Here is an 18,251-nt window from a genome sequence, read left to right as displayed (position 1 = left end):
TCGCTATCATTGTCCGTATTAACGAACAGTCGTTTACTCGAGAGATTCGACAGGCATAAACAGCATGAAAAATAATGTTGGATTATGCCAGATGCGACACAGCTGCGCGATAGCACCCAGATCGTGCTTCACCGGGAGACTGTCGAGGGACTCGAGCCGCCACTTGATGAGGCGTTTACGGTATCGATCGTCGCTGAAGGCGAAGACCGGCGCCGGATCATCGGCAGCCCTGTCGAAATCAAAGCAGCCAGCGAGTCACTCGCCCGCCGTGGAATCTGCGTTCGCTGAGCCACACGCCTGACTGCTGTGTTCGTCTGTTCGTGAGTCTGTTTTGCCGTTCCGTGGTGGCGGATTTGTGTCCCCGTGTGATCCGGAGACGATCACGATTGCACTCGAGACGGCAGCCAGATAGACGAACACGTCGGCCACGATCAACTGCGGCGAGATCACGTTCACCTGCCAGAGACCGACGACCCACTGCAAGGCAACGTACAGGACCACCGCCAGTATCGCCGCACCGAACACCGTCGTACTCGAGCCGTCGTACGTCGCCGCGAGGACGACGCCGACTAGCAACACAAGCAAGAACGCGAGCCAGTACGAGAGAGACACACCAGCCAGTTCGGCACCCGCTGTGAGCAGCTGTTGTGCTGGGGCGACTGCTGGGCCAGCAGCGAGCGCGAACTCGAGTGTCCGTCCGACTGAGACACGCGACGCCTGACTCATCGCGAGCCCACCTCGTAGATCGTTTCCCCGAGACAGTGATAGACCTGGTTGCCGGCGATCAACGGCGTACACCCAGGGGAGCTGTCCCCGACACTCACTGGGGAAACGCGGAACCGTTCGTCCCCGGTGTCGGCCTCGAGAGCGAGCAGTCCGTTCGCCGTCGACGCGTAGACTGTCCCGTTGCCGACGCTGATGCCGAACTCGAGCGAATTCCGGTCTGTCTCCCACACCAACTCACCCATGATATCGAACTGCGCAATCGTTCCTTTGTCCGGTTGCGACCAGTAGACTGCACGGGCCGATGGATCGACAGCGAGTGTATCCATCATCGTGTGCTCGTCTGTCCCACCGGAGATCGTCCAGCGGCGGTCGCCAGTTGCTGCCTCGAGCGCTGTCAGGTCACCGTCTGCGGTTATGACGAACACGTAATCGTCGACGATCACAACCTCACCACGACTGAGCGACGACGCGGACACTGCCGTGTCGCTCACCCAGCGTTCCGTTCCGGTCTCGGGAACGAGACCAGTTACGCGTCCCGCATCGTAGTCGGCCACCACGACCAGTCCGCTGCCGGCAGCCAACACCGAGTCGCGTGCAGTCCGTCGCCAGCGCTCGAGACCGGTCTCGGCATCGAGCGCGACGAGTCGATACTCGCTGTCGACGCGGGCAGTGACATACAGCGTGGTGCCAAACAGCCAGCAGCCGTCGGCACTGCTGTTCAGATCGCAACGCCAGCGGAGCCGTCGTGTCTCGAGGTCGAGCGCACAGACGGTCGTCTGAAACACCAGATAGACGACGCCGTCGCGAACCTGTGGCTCCGAATCGAGCTGTGTCTGTTCGTTGTGTCTCGCTGATGGCCGCTGATATGCATACTGCCAGCGCGTAGTGCCTGTTTCGGCGTCAAGTGTCCGCAGCGAGTGATGGGTGGGCACAAGTAGTGTGTCGTCGACGAGCGCGAACCCGGCGTGTTCGTATCGTCGACGCGCCTCGAGCGTCTGTTCCCACTCAATCCGCCCATCGCCGCCGGGGCCGGGATCGGCAGTCGACGCGACGTTTCTCGAGTCGGCCCGCGGGTGAAGCCACTCGCCGTCGACTGTCGGATCGACGTGGTCCGAGCCGCCGGCTCGAGGCCCGAGCAGATAGCCGCCGAGCAACGAGCCGCCCGCGACGCCGAGGAGCCGACGGCGGGTCAATGGAGGGCGCATAGTCGATCAATCCCGTGCCGAACAAATAGTCGTTCTGTCATCTCCGAACGCACACTCGCCGGTGGGCTCGAGAACACGGTCACGATCCTATCGTTCGGGATGTGTCGGCGCGTCGAACCCGCCACGCACCAACGGCTTTGCAATATGTCTACGCGCACACGGGGGGACCTCGTACCAGCCGACCTCGAGGTCGCGCTCGAGGTCCTGTGTTGCCTTCCCGTCTGCACTGGTTCCACAGTCCCGGCAGCGATACCCCTGGTTTCGGCCGGCGCTTTTCATTCGCCGCTCGCAGTCGGGACAGGTCGGTGTGACGCGCTCGGTCGTCACGAGCTCGCGAACCGCGAACTTCTCGAGTTTGAGCGTCCCGCGAGCGACCTCGCCACAGACGGTGAGTCGGTCGCCGACCCGCAGCGCTCGCACGCGGTCGCGAAACCGTTTGGTTGGCTCGAACGCAGCACACTCGATGCGTGCTGGGTCGTCGTCACCCTCGCTCTCGAGGTCGACGAAAACGTGCCCGCCACGTCGGGTTTCGGGCTTGCTTGCGACCTGTCCGTCGATGCGGTAGGCGTGGCCGTCTTCGACTGCCTCGAGCGTGCCGTCCCGGAGGTGAACGTCTGTTCCCTGGTTGGTCACAAACAGCTGGCTCGAGGCGACGGGTTCGCTTTCGATCCGGTTGGAAACGGCGCGAACTGCGTCGGGATCGTCGCCACGAATCCCGTGGAGGATCGGTCCCGGTGTGTGCGGAACGCAGACTGTGTCGTCCTCGCCGCGGTCGACCGTATCCCAGACCTCGGGGCGACCCCAGTCGGCTGCGGCGAAGACGCGCTCGTGATCGATCGTCCGCGGCGTCCCCCAGCGTTCGGAGTCACGGTAAGAGATATACTCGTACGTCCAGTCAGCGAGTGCGCGCCAGCTGCCGATGGCGGCCAGCGCGCCGATCCGTCCGCGACCGTCGTCGGCGTGCCACGAGCGGTAGCTGTGGCGTTTGATCAGGGACGCTGCGTCGTCGATTGTGAGGTGCTCGCGAATCGCTCGCCATGCGAATTCGGCCACGTCGTCGGGCATCTCGTCGGGCTCGGCTGCTGTCACCACGAGTCCCGGATTCGTCCGCTCGTCGGCCGTTTCGGCGAGTGCCTCGAGGCGCTCGCGAGCGATGTCGAACGCTCGGTTGGGGTCGCAGTCGGTGTGGATCGCGAGCGCGGCGTTGCCTCGCGTCTTGTACTCGACGGCGGGGTTAAGCCGGATGAGCAGAAGCCGCTCGACTTCGGCCCCATCACGGCGCAGTCGCTCGGCGATCTGGGCGGCGACGTAGGTCGTACACATCCCGCGCTCGCGGGAATCCGTATCGTCGATCCCGACGACAGTCATTGACGGTGGTTGGGCCGGCGGCGAGTAACCCCTTTCGGGACGACAGACGGCGCTGCGGAATGATGGCTCCGACGGAGACGACCTGGTATATAAGTATATTGGCGGTACAGTATCGAATCACGACACAGCAAGCGGATCCGCGGGGAAAACGTCTTATACGAGGAATCACTTACACCCCCGTATGTCCCGCTCCGCACTGGTCGGCAACGTGACCGCAATGTTAGAGGACGCGGGGTTCGTGGTCAGTGACCGGTGTGCGATTCGGCCGAAGAGTTTCGATATCGCGGCTCGACGCGGTGAAGACCTGCTGCTGGTCAAGATACTCGGCAACATCGATGCGTTCAACGAGGCAACCGGCCACGAGATGCGCCGGCTTGGAACCTACCTCAATGCGACGCCGATGGTTATCGGCCTGCGAAGTCGTGACGAAGACCTCAAACCAGACGTCGTCTACTTCCGACACGGCGTCCCCGTCCTCAGCCCCGACACGGCGTACAACCTATTCATCGAAGGCGTCCCACCGCTGATCTATGCCGCACCCGGTGGCCTCTACGTCAACATCGACGGCGACCTGCTCGCCGATGAACGACAGGACAGAGAGTGGAGTCTCGGCCAACTCGCGAGCGAGCTCGGTGTCTCCAGACGCACCGTCTCGAAGTACGAAGACGGCATGAACGCCTCCGTCGAAGTCGCAATGGAACTCGAGGACCTCTTCGATGCGCCGCTGACGAGCCCCGTCGACGTCCTGGAAGGTGCCGACGAGGTCCATGAAACTGAGGCGACGCCGGACGACCCCGACGCAGACCCCGACGACGAGCAGGTCGTCGCTGTCCTTACGCGAGCCGGCTACAGCGTTCATCCGACGCTTCGCTCGCCGTTCAAAGCCGTCAGCCAGGACGAAGACGACGACGAAGGCATCGTGCTGACCGGCCACTCGAAGTTCACGAAAGCGGCCGAAAAGCGCGCTCGGATCATGAGTTCGATCGGGCGGGTCACGCACACGCGATCGGTGTACGTCGTCGACCGTGCAAAACAGGAGTCAGTCGACGGCACCGCGCTGGTCGAACGCGAGGAACTCGAGGATCTCCACGACGCCGCGGAGTTACGGAAAGTCATCCGCGAACGCGCGGAGTACGAAGAGGCAGCCTGACTCTCGCGAACCGTCGTTCGCGGTTACGCTCCGTTTTCGCCGTACGTCTCTTCTAAGTATTCGATGATGTCGCTGCTCTCAGGCATCCCTTCGACACCGTGGGCTTCGTCGGTAATGACGGGGACGCCCGTCTGTCCACTGACCTGTTGGACTTCGGTTCGTGCGGCATGTGAACGAGGAACGTCGATCGTGTCGTACTCGAGGCCGAGTTCGTCGAGTTTCGAACGAACCATCCTACAGAACGGACAGCCAGGGAGATCGTACAGCGTGATGTCTGCCATATCTCGAGCAAGTGGCCTGATCGGCAAGAGGCCACCGGTTGGCTGAGACGGGTTACGTACCGCGCCCACGAGTCGTTCGGCGGTTGCGCCGGACCTGACTGACAGAGCTCCGTCTGAGACGGTGTCTAGAAGTCAATCGTGGCGAAAATCTCGAAAATGTGCGTGCGTCTGCCGACGATTTCAGAACGTCACTGACCCGGATTCGACCGAGAAGTAGACGATGAAGTAGCCGATGAACGCGACCGCAAGCGCCCACTGACCCGGCGAGACGTCTCGCGTCTCACCCATCGCGGCTTTGACTAACGGATAGCTGATGATCCCGGCAGCGAGTCCGTTTGCGATCGAAGTGGTCAGCGGCATGACCGTGATCGTCAACCCGGCGGAGATCGACCACGCGGGATCGTTCCAGTCGATGTCGGTGACACCCTGGAGCATGATGATCCCGACGACGACCAGCGCCAGATACGTTGCATACTGAGGAATCGCGGCCATCAGCGGAACGATCAGCAAGGAGAGTGCGAACAGGCCACCGACGACCAGCGCCGTAAAGCCGGTTCGACCACCTTCCTCGAGGCCGGTCGAGGATTCGATGAACGTCGTCACGGTCGAGGTACCGATCATCGCACCGACGGTAGTGCCGACTGCGTCGGCCATCAGTGGTTTTTCGACCTCTGGCAGGTCGCCGTGTTCGTCGAGGAAGCCACCGATCTGCGAGACGCCGATGAGCGTGCCGGCGGTGTCGAAGAAATCAACGAAGAAGAACGTGAACACGACCAGCAAGAAGACGAACGGATCCTCAGTAATCATGCCGAGGCCGTCGACGAAGCCCCAGAACAGCGGGGTAAAATCGTACTGGACCGAGGTGAGCATCGACATGACCCCCTCGTTCGTGACGTCGTCGTAGGATCCCTCCGGCGTCAAGACGTCGGGGGCAACGACACCGGCAAGCGTCAGCACCCAGCCAGCGACGGCTGTCGTCACGATCCCGATGATGATCGAGCCACGAACGCCACGGGCGTACAACAACAGCGTCAGAAACAGGCCGGCGAGCGACAGCGCAGCGACCGGGCTCTCGAGGACGTTTCCAAGCGTTACCAGCGTTGCGTCGTAGGGCACGACGACCTGCATCTCTTGCAGTCCGAGAAAGAGCAAGAAGACACCGATACCAGCCCCGACGGCGAACTTGACTGGTTCCGGGAAGAGTTCGATGATGTACCGTCGCGCGCCGACAGCGGTCAGGGCAATGAAGATGATCCCTTCGACGAAGACAGCGGCAAGCGCGACCTGCCACGGGACGCCGAGAATAACGACGACCGTGAACGCAAAGAAGGCGTTCAACCCCATGCCGGGCGCCAGCCCGAACGGTCGGTTGGCGTACAACGCCATCACGACGGTCGCGACGACCGAGGCGAGGATCGTCGCGACGGCGAGCATCTGGATGATCTCGCCAGAGCCGTAGACGGTCCCGTTGATCGTCGCCTCACCCTGGAACTCGCCGGTTTCGTGGTTCCAGAGGATCGCACTGCTGAGGATCGCCGGATTGACGACGATGATGTAGGCCATCGCCAAGAACGTCGTTACCCCCGCAAGCGTTTCTGTTCGATAGTCTGTATCGGATTCGTTGAACCCGAAGTACTCCGCGATTGTATCGGAAGCCCCCATATTGGACGTTCGAGCATAGTAAGACCGATTAGTTAAAAGTTCCCGTCCGAGGTCGCCGAGAAGATGTTCATGTTTGTGCATTGTGTTCTCCCGGCCCTATTTTGTCAACCGAGATAAGGGAACGTCTCGAGGCGATTCGCCACGCCGATCGGCTGGACGTTCAGTCGTCACTCCGTCACGGATTTCGACCCACTGATTTTAGCGGGTTCAGGGACATGCTCGGGTATGATGATCGAGAATCGAGCCCAACTGGCGACGACCGACGCACGCGACGTTGCCCTCGCCTGTCTCGAGGCGGGGATCGACGCCGGTCATCCACGACGGGTCATCCACGAAGCGATCGCACTCGAGGGGGAGACGCTCCACGTGGCCGGCGCGACCTATGACTGTAGCGCATACGACGAGATCGTCGTTCTCGGCGGCGGCAACGCCGCTGCACACGTCGCTGTGGCACTCGAGGACGTCCTCGGTGACCGAATCGATCGCGGCGTCGTCGTCACGGACGATCCTACAGAAACCGAATACGTTACCATCTGTGAGGGCGACCACCCGGTTCCGAGCGAGCGTGGCGTTGCGGGAACACGCCGACTCCTCGAAGCCGCTGGCACTGCAGACGAGCGGACACTCGTCCTGGCGGCGATCACCGGCGGTGGCAGCGCACTCATGGCCGCGCCTGCAGGAGATCTCTCGCTTGCCGATCTACAGGCAACCACCGACGCGCTACTCGAGAGCGGGGCCGACATTCACGAGATCAACGCCGTCCGCAAACACTGCTCAGCGCTGAAAGGCGGCCAGCTCGCCCGTCGGCTCGCCCCAGCGACAGTCGTCGGCATCCTTCTGAGTGACGTCGTCGGCAACGATCTGAGCGTGATCGCAAGCGGCCCCGTTGCGCCCGACGAGTCGACGTTCGAGGACGGCCGTTCGGTCATCGACCGCTACGATCTCGACGTTCCAGAGACCGTCGCTGATCGTCTCGAGCGCGGCCGCGCCGGCGCGATTCCGGAAACGCCGGGGCCCGACGATCCTGCCTTCGAGCGCGTCTCGAACCACATCGTCGCTGATGGGATGACTGTTCTCGAAGCGGCCCGCGAGGTCGCCGCCGAACACGGGTATGATCCGCTTATGCTCTCCGCTCGCGTGCGTGGCGAAGCCCGCGAGGCGGCGACGACTCACGTCGCAATCGCAGAGGAGGTGCTGGCGACGGGGGTGCCCGTTTCACCGCCGGCCGTGCTCCTCTCTGGCGGCGAGACGACGGTGACGGTCACCGGAGACGGGACGGGTGGGCCGAATCAGGAGTTCGTAACGAGTGCGGCACTGGATCTCGAGCCCGGAATTACCGTCGCTGCCGTCGACACTGACGGAATCGACGGCGCGAGCGACGCTGCGGGTGGTGTCGTCGACGACAGGACTGTCGATACAAGCGAGCGAGCCCGAGACGCACTGGCAGCCAACGACGTGTTTCCCTATCTCGCCGACCGAAACGGACTCATCAAAACCGGGCCGACCGGGACGAATCTGAACGACCTGCGCGTGCTCGTCGTTGCGGAGCCAAGCGCTGCCGACGGGCGCACTGCTGACGAGGCCAGTCGCCGCTGAAAAGCAGTACACACCCCAACGGCGGCTGTGCGATGGGTTCCAGACCCGTTTCAGGAGGGTACAGCGGCCTGCTCGAGGCTCGAGCCAGCAGACGGCCTGCTGTCAGTCGGCATGTTTCGTCTCCGAGACGGTCTCGGCAGGTCACACACGCAGTGAGTGCCCGCAGTATATTTCACCTCGGAGCGTGTATTGCTGTCTCATGAGGTTTGTCATCGTGGGTTATGGACGGGTCGGATCGCGAACGGCACGCATCGTCGCCGAAGAAGGCCACGAGACGGTTGTCGTCGACAACGATCTCGATCGCGTCAAACGAGCTCAAGGAGATGGGTTTGAGGCGATTCATGGCAACGGCGCCGACGAAGCGGTGCTCGTCGATGCAGAGATCGACACCGCCGACGCGATCGGTGCCTTCACGCCCGATCTCAACGTCAACTTCGCGGCCTGTATGGTCGGCACCCATCACGGCTGTCGCACGGTCTTACGGATCGACGAAGACTACCGCGAGGAAATCTACGAGCGATACGCCGAAGACGTCGACGAGATCATCTATCCCGAGCGGCTCGGGGCTGCAGGTGCCAAGACGGCCATGCTCGGCGGCGATTTCAACGTCGTCGCCGATCTCGCAACGAACCTGCAACTGACCGTCCTCGAAATCAAGGACGGCTCGCCTGCCGTCGGCAAACGGATGAGCGAACTCGAACTCCCCGAGGGAGCACGCATCTACGCCCACGGTCGCGAACGCGAGTCGCTGACGATCCCGCTTCCGGGAACAGAGCTTGCAGCTGGTGACGAGGTTGCAGTGATTACTGAAACTGCTCGAGCGGACGACGTTCGGGCGAAGCTACTTCCTGCGAACGCCTGAGACGTGAAAAGCGGGAGCGAAAGTGGGAGTGGGGAGATCGGTGGCGCGCGGATGGGTCAGTAGAGTGGGATGGGGAGGTCTCCGCCAGTGCGCGCCAATTAGTCCGTTGGGGCATGTCCCAATAAAACCGCGTCAGACACCCGAATGACGCAGGTCAGACTATTCTTTTCACTCGTCGTCGAGTCGGAAGACGAGCACGTTCTGGTGGACCATCGACGGGACGAACGAGAAGGGATAGCCGTAGACGTGGAGGTCTTTCGTGGGGTCGTACCAGATCAGATTCGCCGCGAGCGTCACTGGTGCAGTCGACTCGATCGCACGCGCGAGATCGGCTGAGAGAAACTCGTAGGACTGGTCGCGATACATGTCTCCGATAAACACGACCAGATGGCCGTCAGACGCGACGGCATCGGTAAATCGATCGAACTTCTCGGCCATATCAGCCAGCCACTCGGCTTTGGTCTGTGTTGTCCCGCTGTCCGTGTCGTTAGACGCCGCTGACTCGGTGGCGGCTGTTCCGTCTCCATCGAACGACCCGAGTTTGCTCTCGCGTGTTTCGCGTTCGTTTCGTGTCTGCTCGAGTTCGTCCATGTGCCAGTAGGGGACGTCGGTGAGCAGCAACTCGACCGAATCGTCCGCTATCTCGTCGATCAGGTCCGCACAGTCGCCGTGGCGCAGGTCCTGTTCGGCGAGTGGCGCCTCGCCGCGGGCGCGTCGCTCCTCGTTTTCGCGTGTGAGGACGGTCTCGTAGAGCTCGGTCCAGCGCTCGTTGCGCTCGAAGCCAATGGCCTTCCGGAGCCCGGTGCCGTCGTGTTCGCAGAAACTCGCGCCGAGCAAGGTGCCGCCGACGCCGGCAAACGGATCGAGAACGGTGTCACCGGCCTTGCTGAACCGGCCGATCAGCTCGGCACAGAGCCGTGGTGGTTTCTGACCGCCGTGTTCGCTTCGCAGGTCGTGCTGGACGTCGGGCGGATACCCCTCCGCGAGTACCGATTTCGTCGCGTACTTCCACTCTTTGCCCGTGAGATCGTTGACCCGATTGCGTTCGTCGTAGATTCCTCGATCCTCAACATAGTGTTGGTGATCGGCAAGTTCGTCAGTGTCTATCAGTTCGCCGTTTTCGACTGGCAGGGACTCATCGCGAGCGCGTTCGGCATCGAACCCGCCATCTTCGTCCGTGATCAGGCGACTCTGTCGATGTCTGTCCCCGTCGTCTGCCATATATCGAGTGGATACTGTGGGGGCTTAAATTCGTGGCTCTCGACTCGGTCGCTCGAGCAACGCACTGTCGTTTGAACGCAGTCGGAACGATCGAATGAGCTGATGTAGACACTATCGGCCTGTTGGGGTCTCTAAACCACGTCGTCTGCCGCTGGAAGCGCCTCGACACGAAAGACGTAGTCGTCGTAGACGCCATCGAGATTCACGGGGCTCTCTTCGGCGGTATGCTCTCGACACAGGTGGGCCGCTGCTTCGACAGGGCCGTGGCCGGTCTCTTCCTGATATCGTTCGACGACGACAAACGTCGCCGACTCTGTACAGCCTCGGCGGTGACACTCTCGAGTCGAATTGAGAGATTCATCTTCCTCCAGTTGGGCCTCGGCCACGTCATCCTGTTCGTCGCGTGGCGGTTCGGCTTCGTCGGCACGGTCGCGCGCCTCTGTGAGCTCCCGTTTTCGCTGGCGGTCATCTGCGTCGCGGGCTTGCTTGTTTCGGCCCTTTTTGGTATCGCCCATTACGTAATATACGGGTGTGAATGGCATAACGCTATGGTCGCTACGTACTCCGGTTCGTATCAAAGACAGACGTACCGAGCATAGCCGTACACCCTGAAGCTGATCCTTCGGTGCGAGTCACTCCGACTCGCCGTTTTTCTCTACTTCGGTAACGATCACGTCCCAGTCCGGGTGTTCGGTACCGTTTCGACACTCCCACCCCCCTTCGACATCGATCCCGTTGGCGTGGGCCCGACGAAAGAGTGCCTTTAGTTCGGCATGTAATTCTGCTTCGGACGAGAGTGCTGTCTCTTCGGTGGTCATTCGTTCGTGACTCCTGTGTCCCGAACACATGTTCGGTCGTGGTCCGGTGGCGAGAGTGCCACCACCCCGTCGCTGGACACCGTTATTGCGTATCCTTCGAACGGAAACGAGATGTCGACGGCTCCGTCCGGCGTCCCCTGAACCTGTCCGAGTTTGTCGAGGGCATCGGTGTTGATCGTGTGGTAGAGTTGGTCCAGTTCGAGCGGATCGACGCCCAGAATGTTCGCCATCGCTGCGACGACGGCGATACTTGTAGACGTCGTGTCCTGATCGTACCGGGCACGATACGTTTCTGACTCTCGAGAGAGCGACTCCAACTCGACACTAGCTAGGCTGGCTGTCATGCTATTCTACATCAGTTTAGCGGCCTGACTCGGTTTAGCAAGACTACTGTTTATACAGAGGGTATTAATACCCTACCCGGCGTTCCGGTCAGACCCCCTGACTGGTGAGCGTCCCGGCAATGAGCCGTCGGTGGCCGCGTCTGAGTCGAGACGAAAGCGACTGTTGGGTAATTCCAAGCTCATCAGCGATCTCCTCGAGTGACACCTCGCGTGGTGAATCGAAGTAGCCACGTTCGTAGGCCAACACCAACGCCTCTCGCTGGGTGTCAGTGAGCTCGTAGCTGTCGCCCTGGATCGGAAGCAACGCGTGGACGGCGGTGATCTCGATCGGAATGTCGTGGTTCTGGCAGTTGGTCCGAAACTCACTGATCGCCTCGCGACTCTCACCGCGTACCTCGAAGTCCCACCCGTCTTTCGTCCCGATCCCGGAGAGAACGGCGATGTTGGACTGGGCAAGCGCGCTCAGGATGCCGAAGTACTGCTCTTCCCACTCGGCACGCATGAGATACTCGTTTTCGACGCTGTCGATGAGGTCGATGCTGACCACGCCAGTGTGGGCTTCGAACGCGGCTTCGATGTCCTCGGCCTCCGCGCCGCGGACCCAGAAATACGGGATTATCAGCGTCTCGTGTGGGATGAGTCGCTCGAGTTCGATCGTCACCCCCGGCAGGTTTTCGAAGACCGTTCCCAGTGGAAACTCGTCTGCCGGACTCGTAAACTCCATCACGGTAGCCATGCCGACTGATTCGTCCTGAGAGCCGATAACCCACGTGGGTGGTGTATCAAGCCACGGTCACGGTAGCCAGGACACAGTGATACCAGACCACATGAAAGCGAGCAGTTGCCTGCTGGTTACGCATAAGCATGGTGTATCAAGCCACCCCATTTTGTACGGCCATGGCCAACCAAGCTGGCATAAGCAAGTAATGAGCGTAATTGCAGAATTTCGGATCTCATCTGCTGACTTCGAACTCGGACGGATTCTCCGTGTCGAGGGAGTCACATCTATTGAGCTCGAGAGTATCGTCCCGGTCGGTGAAGCCACCGTTCCGCTCTTCTGGATCCATAAGTCGACACGGAACTCGTTCGTCGAATCCGTTCAACGTCATCCGACTGTCAGCAACGCATCGGCGGTGGACGAATTCGACGACCGAACGCTCTTTACGCTCGATTGGGACGCGAATCAGGATCACGTTTTTAATGGCATTAGCGAGTTCAACGGACAGTTGTTGAGTGCCATCGGAACACCCGAGAAGTGGGATTTCGAGCTTCGGTTTCCTGATCACGACGCCCTCAGCGAGTTCACGACACACTGTGAAGACGCGCAGATTTCGTTGGAAGTGACTCGAGTGTACAACCCGACGAAACCGGACGCTGGCCCGTGGTATGGCTTGAGCGATCGCCAGCGTGAAGCGATTACGCTCGCCGTACAGAATGGGTACTACGATATTCCGAGAGGCTGTACGACCAAGGAGCTCGCGGACGAGCTCGGGATTTCCGATCAGGCCGTGACGGAACGACTCCGCCGTGCGATCGTGGCGCTCACCACGTACACACTATTTCCGCCAGAGCCAGAAGTGTAAAATACGCAGTTCCATTGTGAACCATGCCAAAAGGACACCAGGTCAGCGAGGTATTGTATGGGTATGGAACATACGTCGAGAGCAGACCGGGTGAACGCTGAAGACGTTTCGACGACCAATACAGCCGAGCAAGAGCGATCGACCGCTCCCGATGTGGTCCTCTCGATCGTCGCTCACGAACACCGCCGGGCCATCCTTCAAATACTGGACCAAACGGATACGGAAGTAATGGCGATTTCGACGCTTGTAGAGCGGGTTGCCGAGCACATTCAAAACGGAGATCAGTCGGCCGACGAACATCGACAACGCGTCCGTACCGCACTCCATCATATCCATCTCCCAAAGCTGGATGCGTGCGGAATGATCGTCCACGATACCGAAACGAATCAAGTCCGAAAGACCACCGGTGAACCGGGTCAGGAACTGCTCGCGACGATCGAGTCGTACGTCACACGTGAGTGAGTCCGTAGCGGTCAGTTCGGTTGACGGTCCGGCCCGTTTCGACGACTCGTTTGGTGGTAACACGAGTGTTAGCGAGACCATTTGTGTCCGCCAGCCCCTACGAGCAGTATGAACATGCTCGTCGATGGCGAGTGGCGGACAGACGCGTACGAGACGGCCGGCGACGACGGCTCGTTCGATCGCCAGGAGGCACCGTTTCGTGACCAGGTTCGAGATGACCCCGACGCCACGTACCAGCCCGAAGCCGGCCGATACCACCTCTACGTTTCCTACGCCTGCCCGTGGGCGCACCGGACGATCATCGCACGGGCCCTTCTGGGACTCGAGGACGCGATCTCGGTCTCAGTCGTCGACCCCTACCGTGGCGACGACGGCTGGCAGTTCACGCCCGGGAAGGACGGCTGTACACGCGATCACGTCCACGACGTCGATTACCTCCGCGAACTGTACGTCAAGGCAGATCCGAACGCGACCTGTCGTGTGACGGTGCCAGTGCTGTGGGATACCGAGCGAGAGACCATCGTCAACAACGAGTCAAAAGAGATCATGCGGATGTTCGACACCGAGTTCGGCGATTATGCGACACACGACGTGGATCTCTATCCCGAAGGCTACCGGGACGAAATTGACCGGATTCTCGACGCGATCTACGAGCCGATCAACAACGGCGTCTATCGAGCTGGCTTTGCGACCGAGCAAGCACCCTACGACGCGGCCATCGACGACCTTTTCGAGGCGCTCGAGCACTGGGATGACGTACTGGCAGCGCAGCGCTATCTCGCGGGTGACCGCCCGACGGAAGCCGATATCGCGATGTTCACGACGCTCGTCAGGTTCGATAACGTCTATCATACGCACTTCATGTGCAACGTCCAGTACATTCGAGAGTACGAGCATCTCTGGCCGTATCTTCGTGATCTCTATCAGACGGGCGTCGCCGACCGAACGGAGCACCTCGGTGATTCGAACGTTGAGGAACGACCCGCGAGCGAAGCGACCCGTGAAACCGGCATCGGTGAGACGGTGCATATGGACCACATCAAAGAACACTACTACACGACCCATCCAGAAGTGACGCCACACGGAATCATCGCGCGCGGTCCCGACCTCGCGTTCGACGCGCCACACGGCCGCGACGAACTGCCGGGCGACCCACCGTCAGCACTGGTCGGCGCTAGCAGTGACGAATAACCTGAAACAACGACCGTTACGACCCGTTCCGTGACCGACCCGACTCCCTGCGCCACGTCTCGAAACTTCGCTCGACGGGTTCCTCTGCGACGAACACCCGCCAGAGCACGTATGCTGGGATGACAACCGGCAGCAGCGGCAGCAGTATAATGACCATGACGCCAGCCATGATGTACCCGAACACCGACATCTGTCTGTTCGGCCCGTAGCCCGTCGAGTCGGCTACTTTTGTAGACATGTTCGTCAGTAGGACGCTACCGGTATTCGACCTTACGGTTCCGTGATCACCTCGTGGACAATCGGGAGGCTTGCAGATGATCCGTGACGACGACACTCAACGGTCCTCGAGGACGGCGGCCGAGTCGTCCTGTGGCCAATATCCCAACTCGAGCATCGTCTCCGACAGCGAGAGAAATCGCTCGGAGTTATCCGAGATTCCGTGGGCGACCGTCGGGTTCGAATCGAGCGTCGTTGTCACGGCCGCATCGATCACCCGTCGACAGTCGTCGGAACTGAGCCACATCGCGCGGGCGTATCGCTCGCCAGCAGCATCGCGTTCGGCACACTCCGCTCTGAGTTCGTCTCGAGACAGCAACCACCCGATCCGTAAGTTGACCACGTCGAGTCCGTGCCGGGTCGCATAATAGTGGCCCATCGCCTCGCCGAAGACCTTGGTGACGCCGTAGTAGGTGTCCGGATCCATCGTCTCGTCCGGGCGAACGATATCTGGTTTCCCGACCGTCGACTCCGGCCGGATCGACGAGACGGTGTTTCCCATATTGACCGCGTGGTTCGAACTCGCGAAGACGACGCGCTCTAAGTCGTTCTCGAGGGCGGCCGCGTAGGCGTTGTAGACGCCCTCGATATTGGGTCCAGTGAGGGCATCCCACTCGGCGCGCGGGTCCGGGTTGGCTGCGAGATGGAGCAACACGTCCTGTCCCTCGAGGGCGTCGACGAACGTCTCCCGGTTCGCGATGTCTATCGGTTCCGTCTCCAGCTCCTCGGTTTCGCTGTGTGAAAACAGTGTGAGTGAGTCGGCCGAGAGTGCCTCGATGGCTTCGTTACCAACCCGTCCGGATGCGCCAGTGATCGCGATGTTCGTCATAGACGTATGACCTCGGCCGGACAAAAATAGGCCAGGCCAGCGCGTTCCGGCTACTCGGTGGATACAGCGCAGACACACCAGTCTCGAGAGCGTGCGATAACAGATCGAAAGCTCCCTAAAATTCCGAGGCTCGCTGTGTTTCCGTCGTTTGGGGTCGCCCAGAACGGATGCGCCGTTCATTTCCACCGGGCGGCGGAGCGGTCGGCTGGCAGACACACGCTTCCGGTCGGAGACGCGAGACTACGGTTCGACAACGAGTTTGCCGACGCTCTCGCGGTCTTGCATCGTCGCAAACGCCTCGTCGGTCTCCTCGAGCGCGAACATCCGATCGATCGCCGGCTCGAGAGTACCCGCGGCCGTCAACTCGACGAGTCTGCGCAGGTCGTCCTGGGTTCCCATCGTCGAGCCGACGACGCGCTTGTGGCCGAGAAAGAGGTCCGGCACGTCGATGGTCGACTCGGTACCGGCCGTGCGGCCACAGACGACCATCGTCCCGCCGCGGCGCATGACCTGTTGGCCGAGCCGTGTGTACTCGCCGCCAAGATGGTTGATGACCGCATCCGGGTGACCGATGTCGGCGACCTGCGCCCGAATCTCCTCGGGGTCGGTTGCGCGAATCGCGTGATCGAGTCCGAGGTCGCGTACGCGCTCGAGTTTCTCGGCCGACGAGGACGTTCCGATGGTCCGTGCACCGAGGATCGCCGCCAGTTGGACGGTGGCAACGCCGACGCCACCTGTCGCGCCCGGGACGAAGACGAGGTCGCCCGGACCGACGTCGGCCCGCCGGAGCATGTGAAAGGCGGTCATGTACGCCGTCGGCAGTGCGGCCGCGGCAGTCGCGCTCACGTCGTCGGGTAATACGAGGAGGCGATCTGCCTGAACGCGCGCTGTTTCGGCGAGGCCGCCGTGGTACAGCGAAAACCGTTCGCAGGTGTTCTCCGGCCCCTCGCTGCAGAATCGACAGGTGCCACAGGTCTGGTTCGGACAGAGGACGACCCTGTCGCCCGGTTCGACACCACTGACGTCGTCGCCGACCGCCTCGACGACGCCGGCCACGTCCAACCCCGTGACGAACGGCAGCGTGTCGCCGTCGACCATCGCCGAATCCCCCTCGAGGATCCACAGGTCGTGGCGGTTGATGGCACAGGCCGAGACATCGACAGTGGCCTCGCCGGGGCCGGGCTCCGGGTCCGGCTGGTCGATCACGCTTACGCCGTCCGGACCGATCAGGTCGGTGAAGGCAGCAGCTCGCATCGGTTTGGGAGACGGTCTCTATGCTAAAGACCGTAGGGGCCGGCAGCAGGCTTTGCACTCGAGCGACCGCAGTGGCTCCAATCGTAGCGATTAGTCGACGAACTGATCGAGCGTCGTGTCCAGCCCGTCTCGCACCTCGCTGACCAGCGCGCCGTCGATATCGAGGCCGAGGACGTCGACGGCGGCCCGGCCGACTCGATCTCGATCCGATTCGGGCGAGTAGATCCCGAGTCGCCACTGGGAGTACTGGGCCGCCCGAAGCGCCTCGACCAGCGGTGACTGCTGCCCGAGCTGGCGAACGTCGCCGTTGACCATCACCCGCGTCGTGGATTCTTTCATCGAGGGACGACCCGGGACGTCGAGAATTACGTACTCCGGATCGACGTCGGCGTCGGCGGCGATTTCGCGTTCGAACTCCCGGATCGTCTCGTGGTCTGCCTCGATGATCCCGCCGGGGACGTCGTCGATTTCAGCCCACACTGCTCGCTTGAACAGGTCGCGTTGATCCAGTCGCCGCGAGAACTCACCCGTCGCCGCACATCTCCGCAGGGCGGCGATCAGATCGTGATCGTCCATCCGCTGGAGTCGGTCGGCATCGATCTCGGTGTGTGGCGACTCGAGCAATCGTTCGGCCGCCCGGCGAAGCATCGCCTTACTGATCCGGGCGACGCTGTGGCTGTAGACGGTGGGATTCATCAACGCTCGCGCGACCAGCAGACTCTCTGCGCTCTGGACGTTGCCCTCATCGAGCACGAGTTCGCCATCGACGAAGGTCAGCTCGCGGATCAACCGGCCGTGATCGATCGTCCCGTAGGGAACGCCCGTGTGGTGGGCGTCCCGGACGAGATAATCCATCCGGTCGACGTCGAGTTCACCCGAGACGAGCTGTCCGAATCGGCCCTCGCCCGCGACGAGGTCGGCGATTGCGGCTGGCTCGAGGTTGTGGTCTCGCAGGACGTCTCCGACTGCGCCGTCGGTCAACAGCTCGTGGACGTCGTCGTGATAGCGGCCGGTCCGACGGTGGGTCAGCGACTCGAGATTGTGGCTGAACGGGCCGTGGCCGACGTCGTGTAAGAGTGCAGCAGCATGGACGCGTTCGGCTTGTCGTCCATCGATGTCGAGATACTCGAGCGCCTCACATGCGAGATGATAGACACCAAGACTGTGTTCGAATCGGGTGTGGTTGGCTGATGGGTAGACCATCGAGACGGTGCCGAGCTGACGGATACGGCGAAGCCGTTGTATCTCGGGCGTATCGAGGAGGTCGCGAGCCACACCGTCGATTCGAATGTGGTCGTGGACGCTGTCCTTGATCGTCTTCATACTGTCCGGTTCGGCGCTCTCACGGAAAAACTGTCGTGCGAGAGGGTGTGCAGTGACGCTCAGTGGCAACTATGTCCGACGGCCTAAAAGCGCCCGGCCG

General features: G+C 61.5%; 21 protein-coding genes. 7 read left to right on the top strand and 14 right to left on the bottom strand.

Annotated features, from left to right (window positions below; translation table 11 throughout):
- Nucleotides 1-84 precede the first annotated feature (84 nt).
- Nucleotides 85-288 carry a VNG_1110C family protein gene (locus tag DV706_RS11395; RefSeq protein ID WP_006067419.1) on the top strand — a complete coding sequence of 68 codons (204 nt, stop codon included), beginning with the start codon at nt 85-87 and terminating at the stop codon, nt 286-288.
- Here the strand turns inward: DV706_RS11395 and DV706_RS11390 are convergent.
- From DV706_RS11390 to DV706_RS11380, 3 genes are all read right to left on the bottom strand, one after another.
- A complete protein-coding gene (locus tag DV706_RS11390; RefSeq protein ID WP_006067420.1) occupies nt 256-726 on the bottom strand; it encodes a hypothetical protein in 471 nt (156 codons plus the stop codon). The genes DV706_RS11395 and DV706_RS11390 overlap by 33 nt on opposite strands.
- On the bottom strand, nt 723-1,931 hold the full coding sequence (locus DV706_RS11385; protein WP_049889948.1) for a PQQ-binding-like beta-propeller repeat protein: 1,209 nt from the start codon (nt 1,929-1,931) through the stop codon (nt 723-725). Before DV706_RS11385 ends, DV706_RS11390 begins: the two co-directional genes overlap by 4 nt.
- 87 nt (nt 1,932-2,018) lie before the next feature.
- Nucleotides 2,019-3,299, bottom strand: a complete 1,281-nt coding sequence (locus DV706_RS11380) for a tRNA(Ile)(2)-agmatinylcytidine synthase (protein ID WP_006067422.1) — start codon at nt 3,297-3,299, stop codon at nt 2,019-2,021.
- 181 nt (nt 3,300-3,480) lie between these two features.
- Here DV706_RS11380 and DV706_RS11375 point away from each other — a divergent pair, with 181 nt between their 5' ends.
- The gene (locus DV706_RS11375; RefSeq protein WP_006067423.1) at nt 3,481-4,449 is read left to right on the top strand and encodes a transcriptional regulator; all 969 of its coding nucleotides are present in this window, start codon (nt 3,481-3,483) and stop codon (nt 4,447-4,449) included.
- 23 nt (nt 4,450-4,472) lie between these two features.
- Here the strand turns inward: DV706_RS11375 and DV706_RS11370 are convergent, their stop codons facing one another.
- Nucleotides 4,473-4,730, bottom strand: a complete 258-nt coding sequence (locus DV706_RS11370; protein ID WP_006067424.1) for a glutaredoxin family protein — start codon at nt 4,728-4,730, stop codon at nt 4,473-4,475.
- Between the two features lie 180 nt (nt 4,731-4,910).
- Nucleotides 4,911-6,392, bottom strand: coding sequence for an NCS2 family permease (locus DV706_RS11365; protein WP_006067425.1), 1,482 nt, complete (start codon nt 6,390-6,392; stop codon nt 4,911-4,913).
- A gap of 228 nt (nt 6,393-6,620) precedes the next feature.
- Here DV706_RS11365 and DV706_RS11360 point away from each other — a divergent pair, with 228 nt between their 5' ends.
- Both DV706_RS11360 and DV706_RS11355 read left to right on the top strand, forming a co-directional pair.
- The gene (locus tag DV706_RS11360) at nt 6,621-7,988 is read left to right on the top strand and encodes a glycerate kinase type-2 family protein (RefSeq protein ID WP_049889957.1); all 1,368 of its coding nucleotides are present in this window, start codon (nt 6,621-6,623) and stop codon (nt 7,986-7,988) included.
- Between the two features lie 199 nt (nt 7,989-8,187).
- On the top strand, nt 8,188-8,850 hold the full coding sequence (locus DV706_RS11355; RefSeq protein ID WP_006067427.1) for a potassium channel family protein: 663 nt from the start codon (nt 8,188-8,190) through the stop codon (nt 8,848-8,850).
- Between the two features lie 168 nt (nt 8,851-9,018).
- On the opposite strand, the gene DV706_RS11350 is transcribed toward DV706_RS11355, so the two are convergent.
- From DV706_RS11350 to DV706_RS11330, 5 genes are all read right to left on the bottom strand, one after another.
- The gene (locus DV706_RS11350) at nt 9,019-10,071 is read right to left on the bottom strand and encodes a DNA methyltransferase (protein ID WP_006067428.1); all 1,053 of its coding nucleotides are present in this window, start codon (nt 10,069-10,071) and stop codon (nt 9,019-9,021) included.
- Between the two features lie 131 nt (nt 10,072-10,202).
- Nucleotides 10,203-10,586 carry a hypothetical protein gene (locus tag DV706_RS11345; RefSeq protein WP_006067429.1) on the bottom strand — a complete coding sequence of 128 codons (384 nt, stop codon included), beginning with the start codon at nt 10,584-10,586 and terminating at the stop codon, nt 10,203-10,205.
- Between the two features lie 117 nt (nt 10,587-10,703).
- Nucleotides 10,704-10,889: a hypothetical protein gene (locus DV706_RS11340; RefSeq protein ID WP_006067430.1), complete on the bottom strand. Its 186-nt coding sequence runs from the start codon at nt 10,887-10,889 to the stop codon at nt 10,704-10,706.
- Nucleotides 10,886-11,233 (bottom strand): HalOD1 output domain-containing protein, encoded by a 348-nt coding sequence (locus DV706_RS11335; protein ID WP_240756756.1) that lies wholly within the window; start codon nt 11,231-11,233, stop codon nt 10,886-10,888. The genes DV706_RS11340 and DV706_RS11335 overlap by 4 nt, the downstream gene beginning before the upstream one ends.
- 88 nt (nt 11,234-11,321) lie before the next feature.
- The gene (locus DV706_RS11330) at nt 11,322-11,969 is read right to left on the bottom strand and encodes a helix-turn-helix domain-containing protein (protein ID WP_049889949.1); all 648 of its coding nucleotides are present in this window, start codon (nt 11,967-11,969) and stop codon (nt 11,322-11,324) included.
- Nucleotides 11,970-12,159: 190 nt separating this feature from the next.
- On the opposite strand from DV706_RS11330, the gene DV706_RS11325 reads away from it, so the two are divergent.
- The 3 genes from DV706_RS11325 to DV706_RS11315 all read left to right on the top strand — a co-directional run bounded on the left by DV706_RS11325 (nt 12,160) and on the right by DV706_RS11315 (nt 14,469).
- Nucleotides 12,160-12,816: a helix-turn-helix domain-containing protein gene (locus DV706_RS11325; protein WP_006067433.1), complete on the top strand. Its 657-nt coding sequence runs from the start codon at nt 12,160-12,162 to the stop codon at nt 12,814-12,816.
- 57 nt (nt 12,817-12,873) lie between these two features.
- On the top strand, nt 12,874-13,278 hold the full coding sequence (locus DV706_RS22065) for a DUF7344 domain-containing protein (protein ID WP_240756753.1): 405 nt from the start codon (nt 12,874-12,876) through the stop codon (nt 13,276-13,278).
- Nucleotides 13,279-13,386: 108 nt separating this feature from the next.
- Nucleotides 13,387-14,469, top strand: a complete 1,083-nt coding sequence (locus tag DV706_RS11315) for a glutathione S-transferase family protein (RefSeq protein WP_006067435.1) — start codon at nt 13,387-13,389, stop codon at nt 14,467-14,469.
- A 16-nt stretch (nt 14,470-14,485) separates the two neighbouring features.
- Here DV706_RS11315 and DV706_RS11310 read toward each other — a convergent pair whose 3' ends face one another.
- The 4 genes from DV706_RS11310 to DV706_RS11295 form a co-directional block, all read right to left on the bottom strand.
- Nucleotides 14,486-14,707, bottom strand: a complete 222-nt coding sequence (locus DV706_RS11310; RefSeq protein WP_006067436.1) for a DUF7535 family protein — start codon at nt 14,705-14,707, stop codon at nt 14,486-14,488.
- Nucleotides 14,708-14,803: 96 nt separating this feature from the next.
- Nucleotides 14,804-15,574, bottom strand: a complete 771-nt coding sequence (locus DV706_RS11305; RefSeq protein WP_006067437.1) for an NAD-dependent epimerase/dehydratase family protein — start codon at nt 15,572-15,574, stop codon at nt 14,804-14,806.
- 240 nt (nt 15,575-15,814) lie between these two features.
- Entirely contained in the window at nt 15,815-16,828 is a 1,014-nt protein-coding gene (locus DV706_RS11300) for an alcohol dehydrogenase catalytic domain-containing protein (protein ID WP_006067438.1), read from the bottom strand.
- 90 nt (nt 16,829-16,918) lie between these two features.
- The gene (locus DV706_RS11295) at nt 16,919-18,151 is read right to left on the bottom strand and encodes an HD domain-containing protein (RefSeq protein ID WP_006067439.1); all 1,233 of its coding nucleotides are present in this window, start codon (nt 18,149-18,151) and stop codon (nt 16,919-16,921) included.
- Between the last annotated feature and the right edge of the window lie 100 nt (nt 18,152-18,251).

This window comes from Natronorubrum bangense, assembly GCF_004799645.1.
GTDB classification, from domain to species: domain Archaea; phylum Halobacteriota; class Halobacteria; order Halobacteriales; family Natrialbaceae; genus Natronorubrum; species Natronorubrum bangense.
Note: the sequence above shows the minus strand (reverse complement) of the source record. Positions and strands in the feature narration are given on the sequence as shown.